This window comes from Frankia sp. BMG5.23 (assembly GCF_000685765.2).
Lineage (GTDB): Bacteria > Actinomycetota > Actinomycetes > Frankiales > Frankiaceae > Frankia > Frankia casuarinae.
Genome location: NZ_JDWE01000071.1, coordinates 1 through 17,612 on the forward strand (window position 1 = coordinate 1; position 17,612 = coordinate 17,612).

At 70.2% G+C, this 17,612-nt stretch carries 16 protein-coding genes and 1 pseudogene; 13 read left to right on the forward strand and 4 right to left on the reverse strand.

Translation table 11 applies throughout. The features are described 5' to 3' along the window. Window positions 1-847: 847 nt before the first annotated feature. Entirely contained in the window at window positions 848-1,636 is a 789-nt protein-coding gene (locus tag BMG523DRAFT_RS19865; RefSeq protein WP_043591957.1) for a GntR family transcriptional regulator, read from the forward strand. Window positions 1,637-2,268: 632 nt separating this feature from the next. On the opposite strand, the gene BMG523DRAFT_RS19870 is transcribed toward BMG523DRAFT_RS19865, so the two are convergent. After that, entirely contained in the window at window positions 2,269-2,598 is a 330-nt protein-coding gene (locus BMG523DRAFT_RS19870) for a DUF6247 family protein (RefSeq protein ID WP_011438244.1), read from the reverse strand. A 150-nt stretch (window positions 2,599-2,748) separates the two neighbouring features. Further along, window positions 2,749-3,906, reverse strand: coding sequence for a heparan-alpha-glucosaminide N-acetyltransferase domain-containing protein (locus BMG523DRAFT_RS19875; protein ID WP_043591960.1), 1,158 nt, complete (start codon window positions 3,904-3,906; stop codon window positions 2,749-2,751). A 140-nt stretch (window positions 3,907-4,046) separates the two neighbouring features. Between BMG523DRAFT_RS19875 and BMG523DRAFT_RS19880 the strand changes: the two genes are divergently transcribed. Next, window positions 4,047-4,421 carry a DUF952 domain-containing protein gene (locus BMG523DRAFT_RS19880; protein ID WP_011438242.1) on the forward strand — a complete coding sequence of 125 codons (375 nt, stop codon included), beginning with the start codon at window positions 4,047-4,049 and terminating at the stop codon, window positions 4,419-4,421. A gap of 134 nt (window positions 4,422-4,555) precedes the next feature. Here the strand turns inward: BMG523DRAFT_RS19880 and BMG523DRAFT_RS19885 are convergent, their stop codons facing one another. After that, on the reverse strand, window positions 4,556-4,855 hold the full coding sequence (locus tag BMG523DRAFT_RS19885) for a 4a-hydroxytetrahydrobiopterin dehydratase (RefSeq protein WP_011438241.1): 300 nt from the start codon (window positions 4,853-4,855) through the stop codon (window positions 4,556-4,558). Between the two features lie 173 nt (window positions 4,856-5,028). On the opposite strand from BMG523DRAFT_RS19885, the gene BMG523DRAFT_RS19890 reads away from it, so the two are divergent. The 6 genes from BMG523DRAFT_RS19890 (at window position 5,029) to BMG523DRAFT_RS19915 (ending at window position 11,279) form a co-directional block, all read left to right on the forward strand. Continuing rightward, on the forward strand, window positions 5,029-5,532 hold the full coding sequence (locus tag BMG523DRAFT_RS19890) for a (deoxy)nucleoside triphosphate pyrophosphohydrolase (protein ID WP_011438240.1): 504 nt from the start codon (window positions 5,029-5,031) through the stop codon (window positions 5,530-5,532). Window positions 5,533-5,845: 313 nt separating this feature from the next. After that, complete coding sequence (gene typA, locus BMG523DRAFT_RS19895) at window positions 5,846-7,684, forward strand: translational GTPase TypA (RefSeq protein ID WP_035941021.1); 1,839 nt, start codon at window positions 5,846-5,848, stop codon at window positions 7,682-7,684. Between the two features lie 100 nt (window positions 7,685-7,784). Beyond that, complete coding sequence (gene mshB, locus BMG523DRAFT_RS19900) at window positions 7,785-8,672, forward strand: N-acetyl-1-D-myo-inositol-2-amino-2-deoxy-alpha-D-glucopyranoside deacetylase (protein WP_023840098.1); 888 nt, start codon at window positions 7,785-7,787, stop codon at window positions 8,670-8,672. A 216-nt stretch (window positions 8,673-8,888) separates the two neighbouring features. Next, window positions 8,889-9,893, forward strand: a complete 1,005-nt coding sequence (locus BMG523DRAFT_RS19905; protein ID WP_023840099.1) for a S1C family serine protease — start codon at window positions 8,889-8,891, stop codon at window positions 9,891-9,893. Window positions 9,894-10,076: 183 nt separating this feature from the next. After that, a complete protein-coding gene (locus BMG523DRAFT_RS19910; RefSeq protein WP_162839490.1) occupies window positions 10,077-10,490 on the forward strand; it encodes a DUF6113 family protein in 414 nt (137 codons plus the stop codon). A 246-nt stretch (window positions 10,491-10,736) separates the two neighbouring features. Beyond that, on the forward strand, window positions 10,737-11,279 hold the full coding sequence (locus BMG523DRAFT_RS19915) for a flavin reductase family protein (protein WP_049761134.1): 543 nt from the start codon (window positions 10,737-10,739) through the stop codon (window positions 11,277-11,279). Between the two features lie 51 nt (window positions 11,280-11,330). Here the strand turns inward: BMG523DRAFT_RS19915 and BMG523DRAFT_RS19920 are convergent, their stop codons facing one another. After that, on the reverse strand, window positions 11,331-12,317 hold the full coding sequence (locus BMG523DRAFT_RS19920; RefSeq protein WP_011438234.1) for a transglutaminase-like domain-containing protein: 987 nt from the start codon (window positions 12,315-12,317) through the stop codon (window positions 11,331-11,333). Between the two features lie 545 nt (window positions 12,318-12,862). On the opposite strand from BMG523DRAFT_RS19920, the gene fdxA reads away from it, so the two are divergent. The 5 genes and pseudogenes from fdxA to BMG523DRAFT_RS19945 form a co-directional block, all read left to right on the forward strand. Continuing rightward, a complete protein-coding gene (gene fdxA / locus BMG523DRAFT_RS19925) occupies window positions 12,863-13,186 on the forward strand; it encodes a ferredoxin (RefSeq protein WP_011438232.1) in 324 nt (107 codons plus the stop codon). 59 nt (window positions 13,187-13,245) lie between these two features. Further along, window positions 13,246-14,307 (forward strand): annotated as a pseudogene (gene dapC / locus BMG523DRAFT_RS19930) (succinyldiaminopimelate transaminase); the annotation flags it as partial. 242 nt (window positions 14,308-14,549) lie between these two features. Next, window positions 14,550-15,392, forward strand: a complete 843-nt coding sequence (locus BMG523DRAFT_RS19935; protein WP_011438230.1) for a 2,3,4,5-tetrahydropyridine-2,6-dicarboxylate N-succinyltransferase — start codon at window positions 14,550-14,552, stop codon at window positions 15,390-15,392. A gap of 92 nt (window positions 15,393-15,484) precedes the next feature. After that, complete coding sequence (gene dapE, locus BMG523DRAFT_RS19940; RefSeq protein WP_011438229.1) at window positions 15,485-16,564, forward strand: succinyl-diaminopimelate desuccinylase; 1,080 nt, start codon at window positions 15,485-15,487, stop codon at window positions 16,562-16,564. Window positions 16,565-16,976: 412 nt separating this feature from the next. Further along, window positions 16,977-17,612 (forward strand): nucleoside-diphosphate sugar epimerase/dehydratase (locus BMG523DRAFT_RS19945; protein ID WP_368671129.1); only part of this gene is annotated, 636 nt, incomplete at its 3' end.

Genomic DNA, 17,612 nt, shown 5'->3' on the forward strand with positions numbered 1-17,612 from the left:
CACGGACGGCCGCAGCGGCGCCACACCTCATTTCCCCATTCCGGGGGCGCGGCATTGTCTATCGAATGGAGAACCTGTCAAGGGCACTACGTGAACGCCCTTGACAGAACCACCATTCGACAGTTTCTAAAAGCGCCCGGAACGGAGAAAAAAATGGTAGGGGAAGGAAAAGGCCCATCGGCTAGGAATGCCCGCGCGTGTAGTGGCGAGATAGAGCGTCAGCCGCCGCGCATGAGGGGCGCCGCACCAGGTACGGACGTGAGGAGTTGCCGAGCCTCACCCACCGCAACGGGCAGGGCACCCCGAGCGTTCCAGGATGCACACAACAGGCGAACAACCGTTCGGCGTGGTCCCCGGGGTGGCGCGGTCGGGTCGGGGAGGGAGCCCCGCCGCCCGACCGCGCGCCCGGCTCAGTCGTCGTAAAACACGATCTCTGGCATGTCCGTGGCGTACCAGCCGCCATCCGCCGTGCGCTCCAACGGCGACGCCCCCGAGTCCGACCCGGAGCATGTCATCTCTCGCGGACCGCCACGGCCAGCACGCAGACGAGCCCCCGCGCCATCCGCCACGACGTACGTCGTCTCGCGCCCAAGCCTTCCGCGAAGCTTCACAGAGCCCTCCCGCGTTGGTAGTCAGGACGGCCGACGCGGTACTCTTGAAGAGCACTCTGAAGGTGCGCCGGCCCGTGGTGGGTTGCCTCCCACCCGGGCCTTCCTCATGCCCGGAAGGCCCGGACGCCCGACGGGTTGCCTCCCGTCGTGGCGTGGTTACAGAGTACCAGACCTTGTTGGGTTATTGCAATAACCACATGAGATGTTGAGAGGTCAGGTGCAGGTATCGTGGTTACATGATCGACGAGACCAGTGATCGTTCCGCATACCAGCAGGTAGCGGACGCTCTACGCAGCCGCATCTTCAGTGGAGATGTGCAGCCCGGGGCCAAGCTGCCGTCCGAGACGGAGCTGATCGAAGAGTTCCAGGTCTCGCGGTCTACCGCCCGTCTGGCCTACAACGTGCTCCGAGGTGAAGGTCTGATCATCACTCGCCGTGGGCACGGTGCCTACGTGCGGGACCGCCGACCAGTCCGCCGGATCGCGGGTGATCGATACCAGCGTGCGGCCAGCGCCGCAGCGCAGGGCCAGCAGGAGACCGCCTTCACGCTTGACCGTCAGACCCCCTGGTCTGGCTATCGACTTGACAAGGACTTCCGAGAGGTAGGCGCACCGTCCACCGTGGCCGACCTCCTTGAAGTCCCCCCGGACACGCCGGTGCTCGAACGGCGGTTCGTCTTCTACTCCGAAGGCTTCCCGGAGCAGATGAGCCACTCGTACTACCCGCTGTCCCTGGTAGGGGGCACCCCCGTCGCGGACCCCGAGAACGAACCGTGGCCCGGCGGGAACATCGCCCAGCTTGCTTCGCTCGGAGTCGCGGTCACGAGAGTGGAAGAGTCCGTCGGAGCGCGCATGCCGAATCCCGATGAGGCCCGGACTCTGCGCATCCCACCCGGCGTCCCCGTGCTCACGGTCACCCGGCGGATGCTCGCAGGCCCCGACCGGGATCAACCGGTGGAAGCTGCTGTCGACATCACCATTCCCGCCGACCGGGCAGTCCTTGACTACGCGATCGATATCCACTGACCCATGTGCCAACTTTCCTTACTTGTTCAAGGCGGGCCCTCCGGGCCCGCAGGAGCCCCGCGCCGCACACGCCACGCCGAACAGGGCCCCAGGTGGCTCGCCGCGCAGCACGGGGCCCCGCCTCCCTCCGGTCGGCACCCCATGGCGCGTCGGCCACCACCCCATTCGGCGCGTCGGAACGTCGCAGAGCACCGAGTGAACCGACGAACATCACGTGACGATCGAGCAGGAAGCGCGGACTCACAGGACAACTCCCACACGTCGAGCGTCACGGACGACCGCGTGTCCCCGGTGCCCCCTGGTACACGAGCGTTCCACGCGATCTTGAAAAGCTGCCATCGACGATGAGAAGCGACGGAAGGCGAAACCCCTGGTACCAAAGGACTTCCGGGCTATCCGCCGAGGTCACCGGCACCGGGATCGACCTTCCGCTTCAACGTCTGATCAGGGGCCGTTCCCGTGTGATGAGAAGCACCTACCGCGTGGCGACATGCCTGTTGAGACCGCGGCCGTTCAACCAGATCACGCGAAGCACGGTGATAATGATCTATCTATCTTCAATGGTATAGACGATGAGTCTCCAACCGTCACCGAAGGTTGCTATCCACTGATCGTCACGTTTTAGGCAGTCATCAGACCGTGCGTGACGGGTGCGGATGGCCGGGTGGGTACCAGATTTCGGCGATCACGGTCGGATCGCCGGCGGCAATGCGGCGTCGGTCCTCGTCGATGCCCGCCTGGATCTCCGGGTTGGCGCAAAGCACGGCCTGAGGCCACCAGCGGTCAATGACCCGGTGCAGCGGCGCCAGGTCAAGGGCGTCGTCGGCCTCGACAGCCGCCGCGTGGAACTCGGCTTCGAACTCGGCACGATGGTCAGGCCTGAGCGCGGCCCGGACCGCCGGACCGGTGCGCTCAACCCGGTTGCGTACCCCGTACGAGGGGATCGTGACATCCGCACTCATGAGATTGATTCTCGCCCGGCGCAGCCTCCCGACCGCTATGGCCGGACCGCGAAGGAATACGAGTCCGGAAGTAGCTTTGGGATCAACGTCCGCCTCTACAGCGAGGCTGTGGCCGCGGCCTGAAGATCTCCGGCGGCCGTGGTCACCGCGCTAAACGAGCTGCCGGGTGCCCCGGGTGGCCGCGGCGACGATCGCCTCGGCCGGTCCTCGCGCCCCGCTCGCCCGCCAGGCGGTGGCGACGGTCAGGGCTACGGCCGCCTGGAGCAGAAAGGACGGCGTCGGATCCGCGGGGAGGAAGGAGGCGGACATCACGATCACGTGGGTGCAGTAGAGGGTCAGCGTCATCGATCCGACGGCGACGAGCGGGATCAGCATCAGGGGCGGCAGCAGCCGGCTCAGGAGCAGGACGAACCCGAGCAGGGCGACCGCGGCCGCGCCGGTGTGCAGCAGATCGACGGGCGTGGACGAGTGCGGGGTGTCGACGGCCAGCCACCACCAGGTGTTCGTCGGGGTGCTGCCGTACAGCCCGGCGTCGAGGATGGACCGCACCGGCAGCGGCCCGACTCCCGCGACCTCGACGGGATCGACGGATTCGAGTGCGGCCATGCCCGCGGCGTGCCGGAGCAGGGCCCAGGAGACCAGCGACGCCGCCGCGGCGATCGTGCCACCCCCCGCGAGCAGGGCGGCGGCGACCCGCGTGGACCGTAGATCCAGCCGGCCGACCGCGAGTCCCACGCAGAGATACCCGAGCCAGGCAAGCGCCGGATAGAAGCCGGTGAAGCCCATCTCCAGAGTCAGGTTCACCGGGTGGGTGAACGCCCGGCCGAAGGTCGGGTCGGCAAGGGTCGGGGGCGGCAGATGGTCCCGGCTGAGGAGGCCCGCGGCCGGGACGACCGCGAACGCCAGCACCGTGACGACGACCAGCGCTGCGACCGGAGCCCGCAGCAGCGGCACGGCCAGGATGAATATCAGCGCGTAGTAACAGAGGATCACCGCGATGCCGGAGTGGGTGTAGCCGAGGGCGAGGCCGATCGTCCCGATGCAGACCGCTCGTGCCACGGTCGACGCGCGCGCCTGTGGCGCCGGCAGCCGGCCGGTCGACAGCGCCAGCGCCACCCCGGCGAGTACCGCGAAGGCCGCCGAGGCCCGGCCGGCGGCGAGCAGATGCGCGGGGGTCACCGCCCCGTCATCCCCGACCGCGGGATAGATGTGCGTCGCGACCATGCCGATCAGGGCGAGGCCCCGCGCCGCGTCGACTCCGCGTAGGCGGCTTTCCCCGGCGGCCTGCGGGTGACGGGGCTGAAGCATCGCGGGCACGCCCTTCAGACTGGTCTTCGGGCGGAGGTGGGTTTCGTCCGGCCCGCCGGGAGCGTTCCCGGGCCGACACGGGCACCGCGACCGTGGCTCGGCAGTCAACGACCGATGAGTGGCGAGGAGAGGAGGATGGCGTGATCTGCCATCTGGTGGGCCGGTCCGAGTGGGCGGCCGGGGCTGACGGGTACCGCCCGGCGAGCCTGGCATCCGAGGGGTTCATCCATTTCTCCGCCCCGGAGCAGGCCGTGGCAACCGCGAACCGGTACTACGCCGGGCGTGCGGACCTGCTGCTGGTCGTCGTCAACCCGGAGCGGCTGAGCGCGGAGCTGCGCTGGGAGCCGCCGGCGCCCGTGACGCCCGCCGGCCAGGCGCCCGCTGGGGGCACGCCCGCGCCAGGGGAGCTCTTCCCGCATCTCTACGGGACGATCGACACCGCAGCGGTGACGATCGTCGTACCGTTCCCGCCTGATCCGGATGGTGTCTTCCGGGTGCTGCCCAGTCTCTGGTGATCTCCACATCTGTTCGGTACGAGACGTCTGTTCGGTACGAGACGTCTGTTCGGTACGAGACGTCTGTTCGGTACGAGACGTCTGTTCGGTACGAGACATCTGTTCGGTACGAGACATCTGTTCGGTACGAGCGCTCAGTACGAGACGCCGGCAGAGCGCAGGATCTGTGAGATCCTGCGGGCCAGGGCCACGTCCAGTTCGGTGACGCCGCCGACCGAGTGGGTCCAGACCGTGAAGGTCGTTGTTCCCGGGCCCCGCTCGACGACCGGATGATGGTTCATCACGTCCGCTGCCTGCATGACCTCGGCCACGATCGCGTCGGCCTCGTCCCCGTCCAGCATGATCTCCAACTGGATCCGGTCGGCGTCGCCGATCCAGCCGGGTAGTGCCGCCAGCGCCCCGGCGACTTCGGTGGTGTCCAGTCTGCTCGGCATACCGATTCCCTCCGGCTGGTGATTCTCTGATTCTCTGGCTTGGATTCTCTGGCTTGCGGTCCGCGTCCCGCCGCTCGGCGAGCCGTCTTGGTGGAGCCACCCGAAAGGGTCATCAGACACGATCCGCCGGGAACGGATCCACGGCTGGCCGGACTCTGGGAGAGTCCGGCACCATGAACGCGGATGTGGAGGGCTTGGATGCCCTCCCTTCTACCCATGGACGACGGCGTGGAACACCCGAGGACCGGGACGGCACCGACTCCCCGGTGGTGAAGGGACGTCTGGTCGTCGCCGTCGCGCTGCTCGACGATGATCGCCGGGTGCTGGCCGCCCGGCGCCGGGAACCGCATCCCTACGCCGGGATGTGGGAGTTTCCGGGCGGCAAGGTCGAGCCCGGCGAGCACGAGCTCGACGCGCTCGTCCGGGAGTGCCGGGAGGAGCTCGACGTCGAGATCGAGGTCGGTCCGCCGCTCGGTGAGGTCGGGCTGTCCAGCCCCGGATGGGTGCTGCGGGTGTGGCTCGGCCGGGTGACGCGCCAGCAGCCCCGGCTCGTCGAACATGACGAGCTGCGCTGGCTCGGCGTGGCCGAACTGGACGATGTCCGGTGGATGCCGGCCGACGGTCCCCTGGTGGCGGAGCTGCGCCGCGTGCTGTCGACTCCCGGATCGCTCTTCTGAACGTCGACTCTTCTGAAGGTCGGCGACGGGAGGTCGCGGACCGGTGAAGCCCCGGACCGGTGAAGCTCGTTGTGGCCGAGGCATCCGTGCCATGGGTGCATCCGTGCCATGGGTGCACCCGTACCATGAGTGGCGGTGCGACCGTTGCCGGTGTACGCGTGACGGGCAGATCGTCGTGCCGCGGCGCCGACACCATGGCGGACACTCGCCAGAACGTTCGCGTCACCGGTTCATGCGTTACCGTCGTTTCATGCGGTGACGTCGTCGTTGTTGCGGGGTCGCGAACCCCATGTCCGCCCCGGAGCGCATCACCGTGTCTCTTCGTGCCGATCTTCGAAACGTGGCAATCATCGCCCACGTCGACCACGGCAAGACCACCCTCGTCGACGCCATGCTGCGCCAGTCCGGCGCGTTCGGCGAGCATGCCGAGCTCACCGACCGCGTGATGGACTCGATGGACCTGGAGCGTGAGAAGGGCATCACGATCCTCGCGAAGAACACCGCGGTCCGTTACGGCGACATCACGATCAACATCGTTGACACGCCCGGTCACGCCGACTTCGGCGGTGAGGTCGAGCGTGGCCTGTCGATGGTCGACGGCGTCCTGCTGCTCGTGGACGCGAGCGAGGGCCCGCTGCCCCAGACGCGCTTCGTCCTGCGCAAGGCGCTCGCGGCGCGGCTGCCGGTGGTGCTCGTCATCAACAAGGTGGACCGGTCGGACGCCCGGATCGCCGAGGTGGTTGACGAGACCTACGAGCTCTTCCTCGACCTCGACGCCGACGAGGACCAGATCGACTTCCCGATCGTCTACTGCAACGCGAAGGCGGGTCGTGCCTCCACCACCCGCCCGGCCGACGGGGTGAGCCCGGACTCACCCGATCTCAAGCCGCTGTTCGACCTTCTGCTGGAGACCGTGCCGGCGCCGTCGTTTGATCCTGACTCGCCGCTGCAAGCCCTGGTCACCAACCTCGACGCGTCCCCGTACCTCGGCCGGCTCGCGCTGTGCCGGGTGCACAACGGCACGATCAAGCGTGGTCAGCCGGCGACGCTGTGCCGGGCCGACGGCAGCCAGCAGCGCGTCAAGATCAGCGAGATGCTGATGACGCAGGCGCTCGAGCGGGTACCGGCGGAGTCGGCCGGGCCGGGCGACATCATCGCCATCGCCGGCATCCCCGACATCACGATCGGGGAGACCCTCGCCGACGCCGATGATCCCCGGCCGCTGCCGGTTATCACCGTTGACGAACCGTCCATCAGCATGACGATCGGCATCAACACCTCCCCGCTCGCCGGCCGTTCCGGCAAGAAGCTGACGGCGCGGCTGGTCAAGAACCGGCTGGACGCCGAGCTCGTCGGCAACGTGTCGATCCGGGTCCTGCCCACCGAGCGGCCGGACACCTGGGAGGTGCAGGGCCGCGGGGAGCTGCAGCTCGCCGTGCTTGTCGAGCTGATGCGGCGCGAGGACTTCGAGCTGACCGTCGGCAAGCCGCAGGTCGTCACCCGCACTGTCGACGGTAAGATCCACGAGCCGGTGGAGCGCCTCACCATCGACGCGCCCGAGGAGTTCCTCGGCACGCTGACCCAGCTGCTCGCGCTGCGCAAGGGCCGGGTCGAGCAGATGGTCAACCACGGCACCGGCTGGATCCGGCTGGAGTACCTGGTCCCGGCCCGCGGGCTGATCGGGTTCCGGACCGAGTTCCTCACCGAGACCCGCGGTACCGGGCTGCTGCACCACGTCTTCGACCGGTACGAGCCCTGGTTCGGGGAGCTGCGCACCCGGGCGACAGGCTCCATGGTCGCCGACCGCAGCGGGGTGGCGACCGCATACGCCCTGTTCAACCTCCAGGAACGCGGCACGATGTTCGTCGGGCCGACGACCGAGGTCTACGAGGGCATGATCGTGGGTGAGAACTCCCGGGCGGACGACATGGACGTCAACCCGACCAAGGAAAAGAAGCTCACCAACATGCGTTCATCCACCGGCGACGAGCTGGTCCGGCTCACCCCGCACCGGATACTCACCCTTGAGCAGGCGCTGGAGTTCTGCCGCGAGGACGAGTGCGTGGAGGTCACCCCGGGCTTCGTGCGTCTGCGCAAGGTGGCGCTGACCGCCGCCGAGCGCGAGAAGATCCGCTCCCGCCGCCGAGCCTGAGCGGTCCCTACATTGCGGCAAAGCTACCCATAGGGTCGTCAATGTGACGACAGCTACCCCATCATCACCCTCTACTGCGCCACTTCCCACCCGGCGGGCGATGTTCGTGCACGCCCACCCCGATGACGAGGTGATCTCGACGGGGATCGCGCTTGCCTCGTACGCCGCCTCCCCCGACACCCACGTCACCCTCGTGACGTGCACGTTGGGGGAGGAGGGGGAGGTACTGGTGCCCGAGCTGATCCATCTGCGGGCGGATCGGGGCGACCAGCTCGGTGGCTACCGGATCGGCGAGCTGGCCGGTGCCTGCGCCGCGCTCGGCATCACCGACCAGCGCTTTCTTGGCGGTCCCGGGCGTTGGCGGGACAGTGGGATGATCGGCACCCCCGCCAACGACCATCCCCGCTGCCTGTGGCGGGCGGACCTGGACGAGGCCGCGGCGGAGCTGGTGCGGATCGTGCGCGAGGTCCGGCCGCAGGTGCTCGTCAGCTACGACGCCCGTGGTGGTTACGGGCACCCCGATCACATTCGGGCCCACGAACTCACCCGGCGGGCCTTCACCGACGCCGCCGACCCGTCCTTCGCCCCGCAGGCCGGTTCGGTCTGGCAGGTCGCCAAGCGCTACGAGACGGCGCTGGCGCGATCGAGCGCCGTCGCGGGCTTCGAGTACTTCCGCGATTCCGCCGCTGAGAGCAACCCGTTCGCGGGTCTGACGTCCGTGGACGAGTTGGGGGTGACGCTTGTCGACGATGCGGACATCACGACCGAGCTCTCCGCTCCCCACTTCTTCGAGGCGAAGATCGCCGCCATGCGGTCGCACCGGACGCAGATGAGCGTTGACGGGTTCTTTTTCGCGCTCGCCGACGGCATCGGCCAGCGAGCCTGGAGTGTCGAGCACTTCGTGCTGGCCGAGGGCGCCCGGGGGCCGGGGGACGGTCCGGACGGGCGGGAGCGGGACCTGTTCGCCGGTCTCGTGTGCGAGCCCTGATCGGCTCCGGTGCCCCGGCCCGCTGACGCCCCGGCCCGATCGTCTGCTGCCTGCCTGCCTGCCTGCCTGCCTGCCCGCTGGCCGATCGTCTGCTGCCTGCCCGCCCGCTCGCCCGCTCGCCGCGGTGGCACAGGCACCTCGGTGGGAATGTTCTGGACGGCCCCGTGTTCGTAACGCTGTAATCAATGTAAGTGTGGCGTCGGCCGAGGAGGTCGGATGCGGACCAGACGTGCCAGGGGAGACGGACCCGACCCGACGCGGCCCGGTGGTTCCTTGCCGGTCGAGCCGCTGGACGCCTACTCCGCGGTCGTGACCCGGGTGGCCGCGGCGCTGACCCCGTCAGTGGCCAGCCTACGGGTGCGTACCCGGCGCGGCGCGGGAGCCGGCTCCGGGGTGGTGTTCACCGACGACGGGTTCCTGCTGACCTCCGCGCACGTCGTCGAGGGGCATCGGGCCACCTCCGGAGCACCGGTCGGGCTGGCGCAGTTCGCGGACGGCACCGAGCGCGAGGTCGACCTGGTGGGTGCCGATCCGCTCTCGGACCTGGCCGTGCTGCGGGCCCGGGGCACGACCCCGCCGGCTGCCGTCCTCGGGGACGCCGCGGGTCTGCGGGTCGGCCAGCTCGTCGTGGCCGTCGGCAACCCGCTGGGGCTCACCGGCAGCGTGACCGCCGGGGTCGTCAGCGCCCTCGGCCGGTCGTTGCCGACCCGTTCGGGCTCGGCCGTGCGGGTGGTCGACGAGGTGATCCAGACCGACGCGGCTCTCAACCCGGGTAACTCCGGCGGGGCGCTGGTCACGGCCGACGCCCGGGTGGTGGGAGTGAACACCGCCGTCGCCGGTGTCGGCCTGGGGCTGGCTGTCCCGGTGAACGACACGACGAGGAAGATCCTCGCCGCGTTGATGCGCGACGGCCGGGTCCGCCGGGCGTACCTGGGGGTCGCGGGGGCGGGTGTTCCGTTGCCACCCGCCGTGGCCGAGCGGATCGGGCAGCGCCACGGTGTCTGGCTGGCCGAGGTGGTCGTCGGCAGTCCGGCCGGGATCGCCGGGCTGTTCACCGGGGATCTCGTCCTGTCGGTGGCCGGGACGCCCGTCGTCGCTCCGGGTGATCTCCAGCGGCTGCTGACCGAGGGCACGATCGGCCGGCCAGTGGAACTCACGGTGTGGCGGCGGGGCGCGTTGGTGGACGTGATCGTCGTACCTGCCGAGTTGGTGATCGCCTGAGGACCGAGATCTGCCACCGGGGTCCGCTACGGGGGTCTCGGGGCTGGGGCCTCGGGGCTGGTCGGCCTGACCGGGCGGGCCTGGCGGACGATGTCCTACTGTCGGAGAATGCCCCGTCCCAGCGCCGGTCCCCGCCGGACGCCGCCCTCAACCCGGTTGCAACGACAGCCGGCACGGCCGTCGTTGCAACCGTCCCCGGACCCGCAACCCGGCAGGGCCTTTCTGACCGCCTCCTACACACTGGGGGTGTTTCTGGGGGTCGGGCTGGGTCTCTACGGCGTCTTCCTCGTTCCCGCCGGTCCGCGGCCGGGGGGGATGCTGCTGTCGCTCGGCGTACTGGTCGCGCTGGTGGGCAACGGGGGTGCCGCGCTGCTGGTGCGGTGGCTGACGGGCACCCGGCTGGGACCCACGACCGTGCTCATCGGCTGGGCCGTCGTCGTGCTGCTGTTCGCCAGCTCCCGCCCCGAGGGGGACCTGCTGTTGCGGGCGAGCGGATCTGGCTACGCGTTCCTGTTGCTCGGGGCACTGAGCCCGATCGCGGTCGCCGTCCTCGCCGGGGCACGGCGGGGGCTCACGGCGCTTCCTCCCGGTTGCTGAGCACCGGTCCGGTCACCCGGTCACCCGGTCACCGGGTCGCCTGTCTCGCCCTGGGAGATGTCACCGGCTCTTGTGATGTGGGAGATGTCACCGGCCCTTGGGGACTGTCGCCCACGTGGTGAGCGGAGCGGGTAGCGTGGCCGGGTGGGTAGCCCTGCGCACCGTGGAGAGAACCGGGCCGGCGCGCCCGCCTCCCCGGTCTCTCCGGTCTCTCCGGTCTTCCAGGTCTCCCAGGCCGACCGGTCGATCCTGCGGACGGCGGACTTCCGCAGGGCGGTCGGCAGGTTCGCTACCGGAGTGACGGTTCTCACGACCGTCGCCGACGGTCGCCATCTCGGCATGACGGCGAACTCGTTCGTCTCGGTCTCCCTCGACCCGCTGCTGGTGCTCGCCAGCATCCGCCGGGACGCCCGCTTCCACGGTCCGCTCATGGCCTCGGGGGTGTGGGGAGTCTCGGTGCTCGCCGAGGACATGGCCGAGACGTCGCGCTGCTTTGCGAAACGCGCGTATGACCAGCCCGGCGACATGTTCGCGGGATGGGAGCACTCGATCGGGCCGGAGACCGGAGTGGTCCTGTTCGACGGCGCGCTGTCGGTCTTCGAGTGCCGGACGGTCACGACCCATCCCGGGGGGGATCACACCCTCGTCCTCGGTGAGGTCGTCTCGTTCGCCCAGCCGCGGGACGATGTCGGACCGCTCGTCTTCTACGACGGGCGCTACCTCGACCCGGTCGGTGCGGATACGGGAGGAACAGAGGCGCGGAGGGAAACAGACGGTTCCCGAAGCTAACAGGCGCTTCCCAGAGCTAACGGACGGTTCCCGGGCGGACGGTCTCCGGGGCTAGTTGAGCCGGGCGCGGGCCGCGGCGGCGGCCTGGCGGGCGGCCGCCGCGGCGGCTGGCTCGACCGCGGCCACCGTGTCGGCGAACGCGGTCAGATCGGTGGCCCCGCCGAGAAAGTCGCCCAACCGGACGCGGAGCTCGCCGCGCTCCCGGCGCAGGCTCGCCGGGTGGTGGGGGAGCAGCAGGGACAGCTCGACGGCCCACAGCCGCATGTGCGGCGCGTCCGAGCGGGCCCCGAGGATCCGGATGTTGCCGAGGATCCGGGTGAGCACGTCCTGCGCGCTCATCGGGGCGAGGTGGGCACGGGTGAAGGCGAACCCGGCCGCGCGTACCTTCTCCGCGGCGTCGTGCACCGTCAGTAGTCGACCGGCGGCGAACGGATCGACGAGCACGTGGTCCTGGGGGGAACCCACCGCGACCACGACGTGCCCCGGAAGCCCGACAGGATAGGCGGGGACCCCGAGCCGGGCGGCCACCTCCAGCCAGACGACGGAGAGCAGGATCGGCAGGCCGCGCCGCCGGCGCAGCACATCGGGGAGCAGCGAGGAGCGCAGGTCGGTGTAGTCGTCCTCGGCCCCGGCGAAGCCGGCGGCGAGCCCCAGGGACTCGTGCAGCGTCTCGGCGGCGATCCTCGGATCGAAATTCCCCGCTCCCGGGCCGAACCCCTCCAGGCGCCCTGCCGCCTCGGATCCGGATTCCGGCTGTGCCTGTCCCGGCTGTGCCTGTCCCGGTGCGCCGGTCTGGCGTGCCACCGGCGTACCGTGCTCGGCCCGGGGGAACCGGGGCCGTCGGCTCGAGGTCGTCCGCGCGGCGAGCAGTGGACGGGCCTGCGCGGCGAATGCGTCGAGGGCGCTCAGGGTGGCGGTGGCATCGGGGGCGTCGGCTGCCGGGTCGACCTCGGCGGCGAGCAGATGGCAGGCGACCGCCAGGTCGATCGGCTCGCGGCGCACGACCTCGGCGAACCTGCCGCGGCTGCGGGTGCTCACGAGAGCTCGCTCGGAGCGTTCACGCCAGGGGCGGCCGTCTCCGGGGCAGCCGCCCCTGGTGGGGCAGCAGCCTTCAGGCCGGGCACCTTCGGATCGGGCGTGTCCGGATCGGGTGTGTCCGGGACGGTCGTCCCCAGGACAGTCGCCCCCGCGATAGTCGCCTTCGGGGTAGTCGTATTCAGGGTAGTCGTATTCGGGACAATCTCCATGAGAGCCGTCGCATCCGGGACATTCCGCGTACGTCGTGTCGGTGGGCGGGGTGGGATGACGCGTGCCGCTACGACGGCATCCTCGGTAACCTGGACGAGTGTGCCCTCGGCAGTGACAACCGTGAGCACGCCCGATGACCATGACCGCAACGTTCCGAGAACATCACTGAGGGATACCGGTCCGGGGATGCGGTGGCGGAGCATAACTCGCGCGCCAACATCGGCCGGAGTGATGCGGACGACATACACCACCAGCGCACGCCCTTGTTGTCGACACGGAACTGTCCAGGTCGATACTAAGGACTCAGTCGCCCGTGAGCCCGAGGAGGAAAACCGGTGACCTACGTCATCGCAGAGCCCTGCGTCGATGTCAAGGACAGGGCCTGCATCGAGGAGTGCCCGGTCGACTGCATCTACGAAGGCGGACGGATGCTCTACATCCAGCCTGACGAGTGTGTCGACTGTGGTGCCTGTGAGCCGGTCTGCCCGGTGGAGGCCATCTACTACGAGGACGACGTTCCCGATCAGTGGAAGGGGTACACCGACACCAACGCGAACTTCTTCGAGGAGCTCGGGTCGCCTGGCGGCGCATCGAAGGTCGGCGCCCTGGACTTCGACCCGCCGACGGTCGCCGCGCTGGCTCCTCAGGGCGAGTCCTGAGCGGCCCTGGGAGACCCGGCAACATCTCCGGAGTCCCGCGGTCACCGGCCCGGTCCCGGGTGCGACTGCCCGACTTCCCGTGGGACCAGCTGGTCTCCTTCAAGGAGAAGGCCCGGCTGCATCCCTATGGGTTGGTCGACCTCTCGGTGGGTACTCCGGTCGACGCCACGCCGGCCGTCGTGCAGCAGGCGCTGGCCGGCTCCGCTGACGCTCCGGGGTACCCGCTGACCGCGGGTACCCCGGAGCTGCGCGAGGCGGCGGCCGGCTGGCTGGCCCGCCGGCTCGGCGTGCTCGTCGACCCGGGCGCGGTGCTGCCCGTGCTCGGGACGAAGGAACTGGTGGCCCAGCTCCCCGGTCAGCTCGGGCTCGAACCCGGTGACCGGGTGTGGGTGCCGACCCCGGCCTATCCAACCTACGAGGTCGGCGCGCTGCTCGCCCGCTGCGAACCGGTGGCGGGCCCGGCCGACGGGGTGACCCTGATCTGGTTGAACTCGCCGGGGAACCCGACCGGGCGGGTGCTCACGGTCGACGAGATGCGCGCCGTGGTCACCTGGGCGCGGGAGCGCGGTGTGATCGTCGCCAGCGACGAGTGCTACATCGAGCTGGGCTGGGAGAGCCGGCCCGTCTCGGTGCTGCACCCCGACGTGTGCGGCGGCTCCCACGAGGGACTGCTGGCGGTGCATTCGCTGTCGAAGCGGTCCAACCTCGCGGGCTACCGGGCCGGGTTCGTCACCGGTGACCCGGCCCTGGTCGAGGGTCTCCTCGCGGTCCGCAAGCACGCCGGCTTCATGATGCCGACGCCCGTGCAGGCCGCCATGGCGGCTGCGTACGCCGACGACATGCATGTGGCGGATCAGCGGGCGCGCTACGCCAACCGGCGGGCCGTCCTCGCGGCGGCGCTCGCGGTCGCGGGTTTCACCATCGATCACAGCGAGGCCGGCCTCTACCTGTGGGCAACCCGGGGTGAGGAGGCCTGGGCCACGGTGGACGCGCTGGCCGAGGTCGGGATACTCGTCGCGCCCGGGACGTTTTACGGGGAGGCTGGCCGGTATCACGTCCGGATCGCCCTGACCGCCGCGGACTCGCAGGTGGCGACTGTTCCCGAGCGGATGACGATGCTGTCGCCGGTCGCCGCCACGGGGCAGCCCGGCCATGGCGCTCGGCCCGGCCATGGCGCTCGGCCCGGCCGTGGCGCTCGGCCTGACCATGGCGCTCGGCCCGGCCATGGCGCTCGGCCCGACTACGGTCAGCCGGTCACTCAGGGCAGCTATGGGGGTGCCGAGCCGGACATCCGTTAGCACCCGGCCCGGATCCGCGGCCCCGCCATCTCGTGCGGCCGGGGTCACCTCGTAGGGTCGGGCTTGTGAGCGCCTCGAACACATCCCTCGACTCTCCGATCGATCCCGCCGTCGACGAACTGTGGGAACGGCGGGCGGAGCTGACCCCCGCCGACGCCGACGCCCGCAAGATCGTGGTGGCCGCCGTCGACGCCATCGATGCGGGAGTGGCCCGGGTCGCCACGGTCACCGTGGACGGCTCGGTCGCCGTTGACGAGCGGGCCAAGCGGGCGATCCTGCTGTCCTTCAAGGTTCTCGCCATGGTCGAGTCGTCCGCGGGCGACTTCCACTTCCATGACCGGGTGCCGCTCAAGACCCGGTTCGACAGCGTGCGGGTGGTACCGGGCGCGATCGTGCGCTGGGGCGCGCACGTCGAGCCCGGGGCCGTCCTCATGCCGAGCTACACCAACATCGGCGGCTACGTCGGCGCCGGCACCCTCGTCGACACCTGGGCCACGGTCGGATCCTGCGCCCAGGTCGGCCGCAACGTGCACCTGTCCGGTGGGGTCGGGCTCGGCGGGGTCCTGGAGCCGCCGAACGCGGTCCCCGTCGTCGTCGAGGACGACGCCTTCGTCGGCAGTCGCTGCATGGTGGTGGACGGCGCGCGGGTGCGCCGCGGGGCCAAGCTCGGCGCCGGGGCGATCCTGACCGCCTCCACCCATGTCTTCGACGCCACGACCGGCGCGGAGTACCCGCGCGGGGAGATCCCGGAGCGGGCGGTCGCGGTCGGTTCCAACCGGGTGAAGTCGTTCCCGGGCGGAGAGTTCGCGATGCCCTGCATCCTGGTGCTGCGGACGCTCGCCGAGGGCGAGATCCACGACAAGCTGGCGTTGAACGACATCCTGCGGGAGCATGGCGTCGCCGGCTAACGATCTTGTTGCCGGCTGGCGTCCTGTCGCCGGTTAATGATCTTATCGCCGGTTAACGATCCGCTGGCCCGGTGACCGTAGGGTGTGACGGCATGAGCCTCGACCTCACGGCGCCCGTCGGCGAGCTGACCCGGGCGCTGGTTGACGTGCCCTCGGTGAGTGGGGACGAGGCCGCCCTCGCGGGCGCGGTGGAGAAGGCGCTCACCGCGGTGGACGGGCTGCGGGTTGACCGGGACGGTGACGCCGTGGTGGCCAGGACCGAGCTGGGGCTGCCCGGCCGGATCCTGCTTGCCGGCCATCTGGACACCGTTCCGCTGGCGGGCAACCTGCCCTCGCGTGTGGTGGGCGGGCGGCTCTACGGCTGCGGGACGTCGGACATGAAGGCAGGGGTCGCGGTCGCGCTGCGGCTCGCGGCCACGCTCCCGGTCGCCACGCCCGGCGCGATGAGCCACGACGTCACCTGGGTCTGCTATGACCACGAGGAGGTCGAGGCGGCCCGCAACGGGCTGCGTCGGCTCGCCGCCCGGCACCGGGACTGGCTGGATGCGGATCTGGCCATCCTGATGGAACCGACCTCCGGCGAGATCGAGGCGGGTTGCCAGGGCACCCTGCGGGTGGTCGTGACGCTTCCCGGCACCCGGGCGCACTCGGCCCGGTCGTGGCTCGGGGACAACGCCATCCACAAGGCCGGCGATCTGCTCCGCCGCCTCGCCGGCTACCGGGCGCGGACGGTGACGCTGGACGGCTGCACTTACCGTGAGGGGCTCTGCGCGGTGCGGATCGACGGTGGGGTGGCGGGCAACGTGATCCCCGACCGGTGCCAGGTCACGGTGAACTTCCGGTTCGCTCCGGACCGGGGCCCCGACGAGGCGGTGGCGCATGTTCGCGAGGTGCTGGGTGGCTACGACGTCGAGGTCACCGATCTCGTCGGCGGGGCGCTGCCCGGGCTCGCCGCCCCGCACGCGGCGGCGTTCGTCGCCGCCACCGGTCGTGTGCCGGTGGCGAAGTACGGCTGGACGGACGTGGCGCGCTTCGCCGAGCTCGGGATCCCGGCGCTCAACTACGGGCCGGGCGATCCCAACCTGGCCCATGCCCGGGACGAGTACGTCGAGCTCGCCGCGATCGACGAGGCCGAGCGGCTGCTACGGGCGTACCTGTCCGGTGTCTCCTGACTGTTGTGTCTCCTGACTGTCGTGTCCCTTGACCGCCTAGTCGCGATTTTTGTTACGCGTATGAGTCATCGGGGTTGACGTCGTGGATCCTCCTATCTCGGCACGTTAGAGTTACTCGCGTATGTGCGGTGCCGGTCGGATGGGGGGTCCGGATGGCCGGTGGTGCGGCGGGTTCGGGGGCTCGGCACCAGGCCTGGGCACGTCGATACGCAGGTGACACGCGTGGTCGGCGCCAAGCAGCGCTCCCCCCGTCGTCGTCGGTCCGAAGATGTTGCGGCCGTGGGGGGTCTGCCAGGTGACGGACACTGTCTTCAGCCATGCACAGGTGGGGTTGGCCGCGGGGCCGGGCACGGATGCCATCCCGAAACCGCTGGACGGGGCCGATGAGCCCGCCCGGTACGACGGGTACGAGGTGGGCGCGGGCCCCGGCGCGGGCCCCGGCGCGGACGGAACATCCGACGGTGTCGTCGACTACCGGGCGAAGGTTCGCTGGGAACGGCCGTACGGCTGGCTGCTCGTGGGTTCCGACGCGGCCGCCTGCGTGGTCGCGGCGGGAGTGGCCTACCTGGTCCGGTTCGGCGGACTGGTTGAGTTCGACCTGAAGCCGGTCTCCGCGACGCCGTATGTCGCCATGTCGATCCTGCTGCCCGTCGCGTGGGTGTTGTCGATGTACCTGAGCCGGGCGTACGAGAGCCGGTTCCTCGGCAGCGGCTCGGAGGAGTTCCGCCGGGTCCTCAACGCCGCCGCGCAGCTCACCGCGGTGGTGGCCGTCCTGTCCTATGCGACCAAGGCCGAGCTCGCGCGTGCCTACGTGCTGATCGCCTTCCCGACGGCGCTGCTGCTGACCGTGGCCGGCCGCGCCACCGCGCGCGGCTACCTGCACCGGATGCGCCGGGCGGGCCGCTGCCTGCACCGGGTGCTGGTGGTCGGGGCGGGGGACTCCGCGGCGGCGTTGGTCCGGCTGGCCCAGCGGGATCCGACGTCGGGTTGGTCGGTCGTCGGTGTCGTGCTCGACCGCTCGCCCGGCCGGCACAGTCACGACTCCCCG

What these genes read in the sequence shown, in the direction of transcription:
- BMG523DRAFT_RS19890 (WP_011438240.1), top strand. Translation starts at nt 5,029, where the DNA reads ATGAACGCGGATGTGGAGGGCTTGGATGCCCTCCCTTCTACCCATGGA.
- BMG523DRAFT_RS19870 (WP_011438244.1), bottom strand. Translation starts at nt 2,598, where the DNA reads ATGAGTGCGGATGTCACGATCCCCTCGTACGGGGTACGCAACCGGGTT.
- BMG523DRAFT_RS19905 (WP_023840099.1), top strand. Translation starts at nt 8,889, where the DNA reads ATGCGGACCAGACGTGCCAGGGGAGACGGACCCGACCCGACGCGGCCC.
- dapE (WP_011438229.1), top strand. Translation starts at nt 15,485, where the DNA reads ATGAGCCTCGACCTCACGGCGCCCGTCGGCGAGCTGACCCGGGCGCTG.
- BMG523DRAFT_RS19885 (WP_011438241.1), bottom strand. Translation starts at nt 4,855, where the DNA reads ATGCCGAGCAGACTGGACACCACCGAAGTCGCCGGGGCGCTGGCGGCA.
- mshB (WP_023840098.1), top strand. Translation starts at nt 7,785, where the DNA reads ATGTTCGTGCACGCCCACCCCGATGACGAGGTGATCTCGACGGGGATC.
- BMG523DRAFT_RS19865 (WP_043591957.1), top strand. Translation starts at nt 848, where the DNA reads ATGATCGACGAGACCAGTGATCGTTCCGCATACCAGCAGGTAGCGGAC.
- BMG523DRAFT_RS19875 (WP_043591960.1), bottom strand. Translation starts at nt 3,906, where the DNA reads ATGCTTCAGCCCCGTCACCCGCAGGCCGCCGGGGAAAGCCGCCTACGC.